Genomic DNA, 13855 nt, shown 5'->3' on the forward strand with positions numbered 1-13855 from the left:
GGTATCACCTCATTATCCAGGGCTGACTACTCTTATCAAGTCTATTCCATCAAATGAAGTGTTATTAGAAGATTCGGGATTTTTTGGACAAATCACAGGAATAGCTGCTGAAGCTTCCATTTCGTATAGGCTAGAATCTCACGTGTTTTATGTCTTGTCATCGAAAGTACGGTGGATTCTGTAAGTCCCAGCTCAGGTTTCACATATCCAAGCTCGTCAGCAATTTCATGAGCCCGCCACCCATGATAGGTATGCGTAATGATTATCGCTGAAGACAAGCTCTCACGCGCCATAATCTCTTTACTATACAAAAGATTCTCGTAAGTGCTGGTAGCTTCATTCTCTACAAAAATGGCGCTATCCGGCACGCCTTTAGCAACCAAATAGTTACGCATTCCTTGAGCTTCGGTATATTGTAAATCAGGTTTATCTAAACCACCAGAAACAATAAGATGCGGGAACATCCCTTCTTCATAAAGCTTCAGTCCGTAATCCAGTCTTTCCTTGAGTCCAGGGCTTGGCTCATCCCCCCACATCGACATGCCAAGAATGATCCCAACTTCCGCCTTTTGCATAGGATCCGTCGTGGCAGCTTTATTAATATTGTTTAACGCATAAGCACACCACAACAATCCAGCAATCACAATAATCGATAAAGCGATAAACAACGTTCGTTTCGACCAGAATCTGCGTTTTTTGGAAACAATCCGAATCGGGGAAGACCCTCTTCCGTAGACGTACCATTCCATTTCTTTATTTCCTCCTGAATTCTCCATGATGAAATAATTCGGCACGATGCTTCAAAGATAGTGAGAAATAAGGGAAAGCATGAGCATCGATGCCGCGTAAAATAGTATTGGCTGTCTCCCAGGCGAGTTTATAATCACTCTCGGAAATATCTTCCCTCTCCAGCGCTTCCTCTAATTCATCCTCATCAAGCAAGAAAACCTCGCCGTTCCAAAGCACAACCACATCCAGATACAAATCATCAAACCATGGAACGCCTTGGTCTGTGACGCCCTGCACCTTGCAGGTGTCTATGTACCATTGAATGATATTTTGCCGTTCGTCGAACATAGCCGTCACAATATAGTGACTGTCTTTGGGGAAATATTGCAGCCAGGAATAACCTTTATCCGCAATACGATATGTATGCCGTCCATAGCTCTTCCACAGTGGTTCTTTCAGCCCGTAGATGGTATAAAGCGTAATATATCCGCTGAATTCCCGGCTCTCCACATAGCGGCAGGCAAAATGGCGACGCGTAATCCGGCGCCAGTTGGCCCGGTCTCCGAATTTACGTTTCATAGAAATTACCCTCTCCAGTATGGTGTCTTCAGCTTAACACATTTAGCGGATACACTCAAAACATCCCGTAAAATACAACCAATTATTATCACAATACAATTCGCAAATTAAGGAGTTGTAATTAGTAATGTAGCTGAAATGGTTGAACAACAGTCGTTTCGAGAACCATCTTCTTCAAGGAACATATTAATCCTGCTCAAATAAAAGAAGCTGTCTCATTAGTAGCATTCACTACTTTTGAGACAGCTTCGGGTAAAGAATAGCTTAACTTCATAAATTCTAAGCGTGTTTATTGAACAGAAGAATCTCCATTCAAATGGCCAACCTCTTGATCAGGGCTCGTCGTTGCATTACCGCTGTCATTCCCTGAGGTTCCGCCTCCAGAAGGTACATCCGGTGGCGCGGTAGGTATCGGTGTTGCTGAAGGTGGAGGCGTAGTGATTTCAGGTAAGGTACCTGTTCCACCATTATTCCCGCCTCCATTGTTGTCACCACCATTATTTCCACCATTACCATTATCCCAGCCATTGTCCCCACCATCTTCAGGTGTTGGTGTCGGAAGATTAGGATCAATAGTCGGCTCAGGTGTTGGCATCTCATCCTGCACAGAGACAGTAACCACATTTGATGGTTCACTTTCCAATTGGGTCGCAGGATCATAAGAAGTAACATAGTACTCGTAAACCAGCCCAGGCATTGCACTAAAATCTCCTGCACTAGTCGTGACCGTATTTAACAATAAGCCAAAATCTGCCTCAGAGGTCTCTCTACGATATATACGATATTCCACACCTGCAACAGGAACTGCCTTCCAGCCCAGGTTTACTGTCATCGTAGATGGATCATAGGCTGCTGTAAGACCACTAACATTCTGAGCGGGTTCTGGTGTTTCAGTAGGCTCAGGAGCAATTTCATTATCTAGCTGTGGGAAAGACTTCTTAGGAACATCCCTTAACGCTTCCTCCATCACCTTGCCCCAGAATGCTGCGGCAAGCCCACTGCTATTCTTAAGCAGATGCTTCTTACTTGGCTTGTCATAACCCATCCACACAGCTGCTGTCCATTCTGGTGTGTATCCTACGAACCATACGTCACGGTTCGAGCTGATTCCAGAATATCCACTTTGAGTTGTACCGGTCTTACCAGCAACAGGACGGTCAATCCTTGCTTTTCTACCTGTACCACTCTCAACAACCTTTTGCATCATCTCGGTCATTTGATAAGCCGTCTCCTTACTCATTACACGTTCAGGAGTTGTATTGGCTTTGAAGACAGTCTCTCCGCTGCTATCAGTGATCGATTTAATCGAATAGGATTCTCGTAGTTCACCGCCATTTGCAAAAGCACTGTAGGCTTGTGCCATTTCCAGTGTATTCGTTCCTTTGCTCATACCTCCGAGAGCCAGTGAGAGGTTCTTGTCCTCATCTTCCAGTCCAATCCCTAATTTCTTGGCGAATTTAAATCCGGTATTCACTCCAATTTCATTAAGCAACCAGACCGAAGGAATATTCTCTGATTTCTGTATAGCATCACTCATGCTGATACTCTTAGAATACCCGTGAAGGTTAGTTGGGCAATAGTTCGCGAAACACTGCTTCTCGTTGCTAAGCGTAGAATTCATGTTGTATTTTCCAGTTTCCAGTGCTGGAGCATAAGAAACGATTGGTTTAAAAGCTGAACCTGGAGAACGTCGGCTGCCCGTTACACGGCTGTAACCTTTTTTCTCATAATTCCGTCCACCTAGAAGTGCGACGATGCCACCATTCTCCTGATTGACGATGGTCATAGAACCTTGCACCAGCTCGTCGTCTACACTCTTCTCGAAGTTATCACTGTCTGCAAAAGCATCCTCTACGGTTTCTTGAGCGTGCTTATCCATCGTGGTGTAGATCTTGTAACCACCAATATTCAGATCATCTTCAGACAAGCCAAACTTCTCTTCCGCTTCTTCCACTGCGAAATCAATAAAAGCTTGGTAACGCTGTTTCTTTTCAGGCGGCTTATAATTATAATCCACGGCTTGCGCTTCGTCTCTTTCTTGCTCCGTAATATATCCTTGTTCATACATGAGCTGAAGCACTACTGCTCGTCTTTCCTTTGAAAGTTCTGGGTTGCGCAATGGATTGTAACGAGACGGTCCCTTAGGCATCGCAGCCAATGTCGCAATTTCCCAAACCTTAAGCTCATTCAGATCGCTCTTGCCAAAATATCTTTCCGATGCCGCTTTAATTCCGTAGATCGTACCCCCAAAGTTTATTCGGTTCAGGTACATGGTAATGATCTCTTCTTTAGATTTCTGGTTCTCCAACGCTACAGCAATGGATACCTCAGTCGCTTTACGGAAAAATGTCTTATCCCGTGTCAAAAAGATGTTTTTGGCCAGCTGCTGAGTAATGGTACTACCACCTTCTACCATGCTGCGTGCAGCAATATCTTTTACTGCTGCTCGGCCGATAGACCATAAATCCACACCAGAATGCTCAAAGAAGCGTTTATCTTCTGTAGCCACAAAGGCATTGATCAATAACGGAGGAATCTTCTCATACTCTACAGGATCACTTTTCTCAAGCGATAATTCACCGATTAAATTAGCATTGCGGTCATATACTTTTGTAGTTTCATTAACGGTTAGCTTATCTTGGTTCTCAAGAAGAAGTTTTTGACCATTCAGCATAATGAACAGATAACCGCCCAGTGCACAGAAAATGGCCAACGCTGTAGCAAAGAACAAGCTCCACAGCACACGCTTCTTCGTTAAAAATTTCTTTTTCTTTTTACTTTTCGGTTTTGATTTTGAATTAGAATTGGAACTGGACGATCCTCTATTTCTATTGTTATTCGTCCTTGATGAATCATCTCTAGACATGATGCCTCCTGACTCCCTTCCTTGATAAATCATGTATGGACTGCTCTGAATGAAAAGAACAACCTTCTCAGGTTGCTCTCGCACTCTCTATTCAAACGATTTATAAACAAGAAAGGTTTCACTTCAAATTTGATAAATGTTATTCTTCGTTACTATTGTCCTGCATGAGTGACACACTGCGTTGTGGTGTAAATGTGGATATCGCATGCTTATACACCATTTGCTGGCGCCCATCACTATCAATAACGATTGTAAAATTGTCGAAAGCTTTAATAATTCCCCGGATTTGAAAACCGTTGGTCAGATATACAGTAGCAGGGATATTTTCTTTGCGTAGTTGGTTCAAGAATGTATCTTGGATGTTAATGGACTTGTTCATATGACGTACCCCCAATGGTTCAATTATATTGTTCAGAAGTATATTCAAGACCTGAGAGAAACTTTCCTGCTATTATAGCACGTATTTTTGAGAAATTCTCAGAAAAGTTTTGCTCACCTTCGACATCGATCCACTCGATTTCCTTCATGTGGCGAAACCATGACAACTGTCTTTTGGCGAATCGGCGAGTATCGCGTTTAAGCAGCACCACAGCTTCCTCTAGCGTCAGTTCTCCTGCGAGGTAAGCGGCAATTTCCTTGTAGCCCAACCCCTGCATGGACACAAGGCTTCTGCTGTAACCGTTATCCAGCAGTCCTTTTACCTCAGCAACAAGACCATCCGCAAGCATGCTATCAATTCGGTCCTCAATACGTTTATATAGTATTTTCCGGTCCATTGTCAAACCGATAAGGCATAAGTCATAGGGTGACTCCTTCTTTTGAGCGGCATGTGAAGCGGACAGAGTGGTGTTTGTCTGGTGATGAATTTCCAGTGCCCGGATAATTCTTCGACGGTCATTTGGATGCAATTTCGCCGCACTGACTGGATCAACCGCTTCAAGTTTGGCATGCAGTGCAAGCGCTCCATGCACTTCTGCGAATTGATCTTGTTCTTTTCGAAACGCTTCATCAGCTACAGCTTCAGAGAATTGAAATCCGTAACACAAGGATTCAATATATAGACCCGTCCCCCCTACAATAAATGGAAGTTTCCCACGGCTGCTTATCTCCTCGATCAGTCTGCTGCCCTGCTCCTGAAATTCAGCTGCAGAATATGGGTCCTGTGGATCATGAATATCGATTAGGTGGTGGGGAATTCCCATCATTTCAGATGGAGTGATCTTAGCTGTACCAATATCCATACCACGATAAACCTGCATCGAATCGCCAGAAATGATCTCTGCATTATAGGCGGCCGCTAGCTCCAGACTTAACCTGGTTTTACCTACGGCTGTCGGTCCTAATAAGACTAGAACCTTATGTCTCTCTTTAGTTGTCAATGTGTATCACCCCGTACGATGTTTTAGAGTTGCTCCGAAGCAGCTCTGTAAAACCAAGACGTTCGAATTCGCCGCTTAAAGCTTTCTCTTTCAAAAGAACCGTTTTACGAGCGACTCTCACTGCCTCAGCTACACTCTCTAGAGATAAAGCAGCTTGATTAGCAAACTGCCGCAGCGGAGAAATCGAAGCAGAACCCGTAAGTGGCACCCGGAACATCGGATCGAAGTAAACTATATCAATACTTCGATCCGGTTGAGCTCGTAAGTAGTCCAAATGCTCACTATGCACGACATTAATTCTACGTAACGCCTCATTCACCAATACTTGCCCAGAGGTATAGTGACGCATTCCTTCATAGAGCAGTGCGTACAGCGGCAATGAGCTCTCCAGAGCGGTAACTACAGAGGACTCACCACCATGTACAGCAAACAGCAAGGAATCAGCGCCTAGACCCGCTGTGCAGTCTAATACACTATCTCCGGGAAGCATTCGAGCGGCGACAAGCATCGGTTCTATATCACCCTTCAGAATCCGCTTCGCGCGAACGAACCCCATGCTAGGGTGAAACTCCATCGGCTCCATCCCTAATCGGTGTAAACGAACAGCTTCTTGAGAAAGAATTAGAATATCCTCATCTCCGTACTTTTCCACCAGCTTGGGTATGGAGAATTTCTCCCGTGGAGCGTAATTACAGCCCGTTCTCTCTGCGAGATTCTGAGCTCGCTCTACAATTTCCATTATCGGGCTATAACCCGTAGTTATAATCATGTTGCCTCCAGTCATACTTACAACAAATTTCTATATAAGTTCATCTTAAAAACATTCTAAAAGGAGACTTACAATCACATCACCCGTTTAAACAATTTCTCTAAATCATAGGATGAAAAAGAAATTACAATCGGCCGCCCATGCGGGCAGGTATACGGTTGCTTACAAGCTGCCAGACGAGACAACAATGCCTCGACTTCCTGTTCTGTTAGTTTCTGGTTAGCCTTGATAGAAGCTTTACATGAACAGAGTATTGATGATTTTTCACGCAGCTTCGCAAGGTCAATCAAGCGTTCACTTAAGACCCACTCCGCCATTTCTTCAACGATCGCTTTTTCCTCGCCTTCAGGAAACCAATAAGGCAAGGATCGAATTAAAAATGTCTGTCCCCCAAAATGCTCAAGGTACACTCCGGCCTGCTGAAACCAATGCAGACGTTCACTAAGTTGACGACTTTCCGAAGGGGTAAACTCTAGTGTAATCGGCAAAAGTAAATCCTGAGAAGCATCTTCAGGTCGTCCGAACTTCTCATAAAAAAATTCGTAATTTATTCGTTCGTGAGCCGCATGTTGATCAATGAGATACAGCCCACCGTCATTCTGAGCGATAATATAAGTTCCATGATGCTGCCCGATATAATTTAATTCCGGGAAGGCAGGGAGTCCTGGTTCTTCCTGCTGCTGCGGAGGAGCCCACAGCTTTTCAACAGAAGGCAGTTGCTTCTGTGATGAAGCAGTTTCTTGCGGGTGATAACTATTTGTATAGTTATTGCTCACATTATTTTGACGTCCTTGTGAAGAGGAAGGCTGATAACCCGACCCATAAGATGGAGCCGCTTCACGAGTCATTGGATGATCAGTCAGCCCCTCCTGCCTGAACTCACGGGCGTTAAGCTCAACGTTTGATGTTTGTTGTCTACTGAAGGAACTACCAGCTCCCTGAGGAACTGAATCCTTGCCTCCGTCAACCGATGGCGGTGGCGGAACTGTTCCTTTGGAAAAAGCAAACTGTTCCTGTATAAAGGAACTACTGCCCTTTGGTCCGATGGTTTCTTTACCAGGACGGGGTATTAAACTTTGTCCCAGCAATACTTTACGGATTTCTTGTTCAACAAATGAGTAAAGCTCGTTCTCTTTACTAAATCGAACCTCTAGCTTAGCCGGATGAACATTGACATCCACAAGTGAAGGATGCATGTCCAGTTCAAGCACCAGCAGCGGATAACGGTTTATCGGAAGCAAAGTATGATAAGCACGCATGATCGCCGCGTTCAGACCATTGCTGCGAATATAGCGTCCTCCAACAATGGTAGTCACTGCATTCCGATTTGATCGTGTCCATTCCGGACGGCTTATATAACCGGAAATACGATAATCCAAGTCCTCTGCCGTAATCGGCAGCATAGCCTTGGCTGCGGAAGTCCCGTATACTGCTGCGATCACTTGCAGCAGATCACCGTTACCAAGCGTGTGCAGCAGCTGATTGCCATTATGATGCAAGGTAAAAGAAATCCCCGGATGCGCTAGCGCCATTCGATACATGGCATCCGATATATGACCAAGCTCCGTCTGGATACTCTTCATATATTTCAGCCTTGCCGGCGTATTAAAAAATAATTCACGCACCGCTAGATCGCTCCCACGACCCGAAGGGGAATCTTCATTCCGAATTAAATTACCACCCTCAATATCGATCAAGCGCCCTTTGCCGTCATCGGCAGTAGCCGTGAGAAGAGAGACTTTGGATACCGCCGCAATACTGGGAAGTGCCTCTCCACGGAACCCTAAGCTAGTAATCTGGAATAAATCTCGCCCATTAGCGATTTTACTTGTAGCATGGCGATAAAAAGCGGTCTCGCAATCCTCAGGCTCGATCCCTGAGCCGTTATCTTTTACTCGAATGCTCTGTAAGCCGCCTTCCTCAACCGAAACCTCAATTCTTGTACTTCCGGCGTCAATAGCATTCTCAACCAACTCCTTCACGACAGAAGCTGGCCGCTCTACAACTTCCCCCGCAGCAATCTGGTTGGCAATATGCTCGTCCAATATATGAATTTTGGCCAATTTCATTCACCTCTTATTTAGGCAATCAATTATTAAAGATCCTTCGCTTTCATCTTCAGATCATTCAGCAGGCTCATAGCCTGCAGCGGAGTCATATTCATAAGATCTGCGTTACGTACAGAAGTGATAAATTCTTTTATTGCAGGGTTCTCTTGTACTTCAGATCCTACTGCCGCCTGATTTCCACCTTTGCGATTCTTACGCGGTTCTTCCTCACCAAAGATAGACAATTGAACAACTTCATTTCCTACGAAAGAATCCGCAGGAATTCCTGACGTTTCAGCGAAAAGGCTATCGGAATGTTGGATAGATGATGTTGTTGCGATCTCTTTTACAGCGGCATGACTCTCTAGTCCACCGCCATAATGTATTGAGGAGCCTCCCGGATGCGCTGCCTGCTCGATGCTCTGAAGCAGACCGTAAGCACGATCAATAATGCCTTCAGGAAGCCCGGCAAGACGTGCACAATAAATTCCATAACTGCTGTCTGCCGCTCCCGGAACGAGCTTACGCAGGAAGTTTACTTTATCGCCACTCTCTTGAACGGCCATAGAATAATTCTTAAGCCCTTTAAGACTTTCTTCTAAGTGAGCCAACTCATGAAAATGAGTTGAAACTAATGCTTTGCAAGAAATGGTATCGTGCACATACTCAATCACCGCCTGTGCGATCGCCATACCCTCACTAGTCGAAGTTCCTCTACCAAGTTCATCTATTATGATCAAACTCCGGGCGGTTGCTTTCTCTGTCATGACCTGAATGTCGGCCATTTCTACCATAAATGTACTCTGACCTCCGATCAAATCATCGGCTGCCCCAATACGTGTGAAGATCCGATCAATAAGAGGTACTTCTGCACTGGATGCCGGAACGAAACAGCCAATCTGAGCCATAATGCAAATAAGTGCAACCTGACGCATATAGGTACTTTTTCCAGCCATATTAGGACCAGTGATCAAAAGAATATTTCCCTCTTCCTTACTGAGCGTACTTCCGTTTGCAATAAACGCCGAGTCTTTTAACACAGCCTCTACGACAGGATGGCGACCGCCTTCAAGTCGAAGATCGTACCCATCGGATAGGACTGGTTTCACGAAGCGATGCTCTGCACTCACAGCTGCCAGACATTGATACACATCAATTTCCGCTACCTTTTCTGCAAGATTCTGCAATCGCGGTATTTGGCTGCTGATTCGATCACGCAGTTCAGTAAACAGGCTGTACTCCAAATCTGTCATTTTATCTTGCGCTTCAAGAATCAGTGCCTCTTTTTCCTTAAGCTCTGGTGTAACAAAACGCTCTGCATTTGCAAGCGTCTGCTTACGTTCATAACGCCCTTCCGGCAACGCGGCCAGATTGGATTTGGTAATCTCTATGAAATAACCGAAGATTTTGTTATAGCCGATCTTCAGTGATTTAATGCCAGTGACTTGTCGTTCCTTCGCTTCCAGTTCAGCAATCCAACGTTTACCATTACTGCTAGCTTCCCGCAGCTCGTCCAACCGGGCATGATAACCAGACCGGATAATACCTCCGTCTCGTACGGACACCGGCGCATCCTCTACAATTGCTCGGTCGATATCCTCCCGGATCTCGGCGCATTCATCCATACTCGCACCAATCTCGCGTAAGGTTGCAGACCCCGAAGTCATACATAATTCCTTCAAAGCAGGGATTTGTGCCAGCGATAGCTTCAAAGCATTCATGTCACGACCATTCGCACTACCAAAGGCAATTCGACCTACCAGCCGCTCTAAATCATAAATTTCCTTCAACGCTAAACGCAGGTCCTCCCGAACAATAAACTGATTGTACAAATAATCAACCGCTTCTAGGCGACGTTCGATCGGAGCTCGCTGCAACAGCGGCTTATCAATTCTACGACGTAACAAGCGCGCACCCATGGATGTTTCGGTACGGTCTAGAAGCCACAGGAGAGATCCTTTTTTAGATCGTTCTCGGACCGTCTCAGTAAGTTCCAGATTTCGGCGCGTGAAGGGATCAAGAATCATATAATTGCCTGGTTCATAAGGGGAAATTTGACTAAGCTGTCCCATTGAACGTCGTTGCGTCTCGTTTAGATAGGAGATCAGCAGCGCTAGACATTGTCCGCGTTCTTTCTCCAAACGTACCCATGCAGCTTCACCAAATTGACGGCGTGCCAGTTCCTCTTCGCGTTTCTCCCAAGGTGTGTACACCACAGGCTTCGCTAACAGAGGCGTTTCACTGCGTAAAAGTTCCAATAAAGCTGGGTCTCCGATGATCTCGGCCGGTTCATAAATACCAATCTCATCGCGCAGCCACTCTCCACCAGATAAAACTGAAGTAACATACAATTCACCTGTTGTTAAATCACAAGCGGCTAACGCCATCATCCCATCACTTTCGGTTACACAAACGAGATAATTGTTACTTTTGTCGGCAATGATTTTTCCATCCATAACCGTTCCCGGTGTCACGACACGTACGATATCCCGCTTCACCATTCCCTTAGTGACGGAAGCATCCTCTAACTGCTCACAAATGGCGACTTTATATCCTTTTTCAATCAGACGCTGAATATAACCCTCGGCGGCGTGATAAGGTACTCCACACATCGGGATCTTCTCTGCGCCCCCGCCTTCGCGACCTGTCAACGTAATTTCAAGCTCCTTGGAAGCCAAAATGGCATCTTCAAAGAACATTTCATAGAAATCGCCCAGTCTAAAAAATAGGAAGGCATCCTTTGCCCCTTCCTTTACTTTCAAATATTGCTCAATCATCGGCGTATATTGTGCCATGGTCAACCTCCATGCCTATTTATTGCTGTCCTCCATTATAACAGAAAGTCGGCGTACAAAGTCACCCTGCGACCTCATGGAAGCTCATCCTATTCAATCCTCAGGTAAAAAATTAAGAAATCTCACACAATTACTAAGGCATAATGGGTATTACCGTTTGTTTATTTTTCAAGCATCCATTGTTCCTTAGAAAGAGGTATATTCTTCTGCATTTTAATATTGTAAAATCTTAACACAGAGTGTCAACTCATAAGAAAATCAAAGGAGAATATCAGATGATACGAAGACTCACGGAGGATGATCGGGAACTACTAATGGCATTGCTGCGGAAAGAGCCGGCTCTTAATTTATTTATCATCGGAGATGTAGAGAATTTCGGGTTTGAACAGGATTTCATGACATTATGGGGGGAGATAGATTCAACGAATGGTCGAATGAAAGCCGTTCTTTTGCGTTTTTATAGAAGCTATCTTCCCTATGCAGATGGGCCGTTTGATGTCGAGGGATTTGCTACAATCATGCGAAAAGATAACGATATTCATATGATTTCCGGTGTAACCGAAGTGGTAAAAGCCTTTGACGGAGTGGTTGACTTTAAACAAGAAAAGCAATTGTACTTTTCTGAGTTAAAGGAAATGAATCCGAAAATTAAAGCATCCAATTCATCTACTGAAAACATAAAAAAGGCAACCGTTCAGGATGTAGAAGCGATTTGCTCGCTTACGGATACTATAGAAGAGTTTGAAAGCAGTCGGGACGGATCGAGAACTAGCCTACGTAAAACACTGGCGAGTGGTACAGGCCGCACGTATTATATGAAACGTGAAGATCAGGTAATTGCAACAGCCTCAACATCGGCAGAAAATTCCATGTCGGCTATGATCGTAGGGGTTGCCACCCATCAAGCATTCAGAGAGCAAGGATTAGCTACAAGCGTAGTTGCACAGCTATGTACAGACTTGCTCCATGAAGGGAAATCTTTATGCCTCTTTTATGACAACCCTCATGCCGGGGTTATTTACAAACGTCTTGGATTTCAGGATATCGGTTCTTGGAGCATCATGTACATGTAGACAAGCATGAACGCCTTGGGCGCCCTTATTAGGCGCCCAAGACGTTCATGCGAGAAATATTAGATATATGGAATATGCGAAAAACTAATACTTTCTAATATTTTGAAATATAAGCTCAACCTTTAACTTTGCTGCACCAAAGCTCACGGATATCGCGAGATTCATCCCACGTTCGTTCAGCGGCGATATATTGAAACAAAGGCTCTATGTGTTGGGCGGCCATCTCGTAGCCGCCTAGAGCGCGCAGCTGCGCCAGCAGAGGGGGTACTGCGTCGCGCAGCGGGGATTTATCGCCGCAGTAGTAGGCGATATGCAGGTCTTCCCGGTCGAGCGGGCGCAGCGTCAGGTCTTCATAATGGCTCACGATAAGATGAGCCAGATAGACCGCGCCTTTAGCGATGACCGGGGATACCAGGAAGCTCGGCAAGGTCCGGTACTCAAAGCCGCCATGCGGCTGAGTCCGGAAATCGCCGAGCACGCCGTAACGAGGACGACGCGCTCCCGCGCGGACGTCCTCAAGCAAAAGCATGGGCAGCGCGAGATAGTTATCGAGCGCGCGCAGCAGCGGCGCTGTCAGCGTCACGCCGCTGAAGTGCAAATGGCCGCCGAGGGCCCAGCCCGTCAGCGGCATGCCTCCCGCCCGCCAGCGCAGCGTGCGGTCAGCGATGAGCCGGTCCGCCGTGGCCGCGGCGGACAACAGCTGCGCCAGCAGCGCGCGCGGTTCCCCGCGCGGCTGGGGGCGCAGCTCGGCGACTGGGAACACGCCCCGCGTTCCCGGAGGTCCGGCGTCGCAGCCAGCGACGCCGTCCGTGGGCAAGTACCGCGACGCAGGCACGACGCGGCCGGTGGATTCCCGGAGGATAATGAACTCCGGGTCCATGCCCATGAGCAGGCCGCTGCGGCCTGGCTGCTCCAGAGCAAGGTTCCGTTCCAGCGCTAATGCCGCGGAACGATATGGCTCAGGCAATGATTTGCCGGAACTCTGTAAAAGTGGAGTAACTCTCTCCACAACATACCTCCGGTTCCCCATTGCCCTCAATAGTACTTCACCACTATCCAGCCCCAAGCTGTATAAAGTTCGAACAGCAATACGCTGAAGCAATTTCATCACCCCGCGCCACTCTCCTGAGGCACTGCTCATTGATTCACTGTTATCCAAGCGATCCTCATTTAATGCCCCGGAAAACACATCTAAGGCTGCTCGCATCCCTAAACCTGCTCCAAGTGGAGTGATCTGAAGAACATTCAGATTATATACGAGTATGTTATAGCACTGTTTATGAGCCTTTTCGAAAGACGGAGCACCATATGTATCGGCTAAACGAGTTCTTTCATCAGAGGTCTGGTTTCTCTGCGTCTGTATAGATGTTTTTGTGCCTTTTTTTCGCGACAGGATCTGTTTTGCAGACGACAACGTCGCTTCAATACCACTCCTAAGTAACCTAGACTCTCTCTGCGCTGCTGACAATCCAGAATACACTTTATAGCCTTCATTCATTTTTCTCGCCCCTCCATCCCTTCCACCCGAGATTGAAAGCTCAGCACTAACTCCTTCACATCTTACTTCCCTGAATTCGAACCGATTCTCACTAAATGCATCCGATTTCCTAAAAATAA

The 13855-nt window shown here is 46.1% G+C and carries 10 protein-coding genes; 1 reads left to right on the forward strand and 9 read right to left on the reverse strand.

What is annotated here, in order from left to right:
- Positions 1-92: 92 nt before the first annotated feature.
- The 8 genes from R50345_RS16675 to mutS all read right to left on the reverse strand — a co-directional run bounded on the left by R50345_RS16675 (position 93) and on the right by mutS (position 11165).
- On the reverse strand, positions 93-749 hold the full coding sequence (locus tag R50345_RS16675) for a YdcF family protein (protein WP_042128363.1): 657 nt from the start codon (positions 747-749) through the stop codon (positions 93-95).
- A gap of 4 nt (positions 750-753) precedes the next feature.
- Positions 754-1308 (reverse strand): ribonuclease FAU-1 family protein, encoded by a 555-nt coding sequence (locus tag R50345_RS16680; protein ID WP_042128364.1) that lies wholly within the window; start codon positions 1306-1308, stop codon positions 754-756.
- Between the two features lie 289 nt (positions 1309-1597).
- Positions 1598-4174, reverse strand: coding sequence for a transglycosylase domain-containing protein (locus tag R50345_RS16685; protein WP_042128367.1), 2577 nt, complete (start codon positions 4172-4174; stop codon positions 1598-1600).
- Between the two features lie 139 nt (positions 4175-4313).
- Positions 4314-4553, reverse strand: coding sequence for an RNA chaperone Hfq (gene hfq, locus R50345_RS16690; RefSeq protein WP_042128368.1), 240 nt, complete (start codon positions 4551-4553; stop codon positions 4314-4316).
- A 19-nt stretch (positions 4554-4572) separates the two neighbouring features.
- Positions 4573-5553, reverse strand: coding sequence for a tRNA (adenosine(37)-N6)-dimethylallyltransferase MiaA (gene miaA / locus R50345_RS16695; RefSeq protein ID WP_042128369.1), 981 nt, complete (start codon positions 5551-5553; stop codon positions 4573-4575).
- A complete protein-coding gene (locus tag R50345_RS16700; protein WP_042128370.1) occupies positions 5543-6322 on the reverse strand; it encodes a class I SAM-dependent methyltransferase in 780 nt (259 codons plus the stop codon). Before R50345_RS16700 ends, miaA begins: the two co-directional genes overlap by 11 nt.
- 74 nt (positions 6323-6396) lie before the next feature.
- Positions 6397-8385 carry a DNA mismatch repair endonuclease MutL gene (gene mutL / locus R50345_RS16705; protein WP_156114819.1) on the reverse strand — a complete coding sequence of 663 codons (1989 nt, stop codon included), beginning with the start codon at positions 8383-8385 and terminating at the stop codon, positions 6397-6399.
- 32 nt (positions 8386-8417) lie between these two features.
- The gene (mutS, locus tag R50345_RS16710) at positions 8418-11165 is read right to left on the reverse strand and encodes a DNA mismatch repair protein MutS (protein WP_042128374.1); all 2748 of its coding nucleotides are present in this window, start codon (positions 11163-11165) and stop codon (positions 8418-8420) included.
- Between the two features lie 275 nt (positions 11166-11440).
- Here mutS and R50345_RS16715 point away from each other — a divergent pair, with 275 nt between their 5' ends.
- On the forward strand, positions 11441-12238 hold the full coding sequence (locus R50345_RS16715; RefSeq protein WP_042128377.1) for a GNAT family N-acetyltransferase: 798 nt from the start codon (positions 11441-11443) through the stop codon (positions 12236-12238).
- 115 nt (positions 12239-12353) lie between these two features.
- Here R50345_RS16715 and R50345_RS30345 read toward each other — a convergent pair whose 3' ends face one another.
- The gene (locus tag R50345_RS30345; protein WP_197069685.1) at positions 12354-13736 is read right to left on the reverse strand and encodes a putative amidoligase domain-containing protein; all 1383 of its coding nucleotides are present in this window, start codon (positions 13734-13736) and stop codon (positions 12354-12356) included.
- Positions 13737-13855 lie beyond the last annotated feature (119 nt).

Source organism: Paenibacillus sp. FSL R5-0345 (assembly GCF_000758585.1).
GTDB lineage: Bacteria > Bacillota > Bacilli > Paenibacillales > Paenibacillaceae > Paenibacillus_AQ.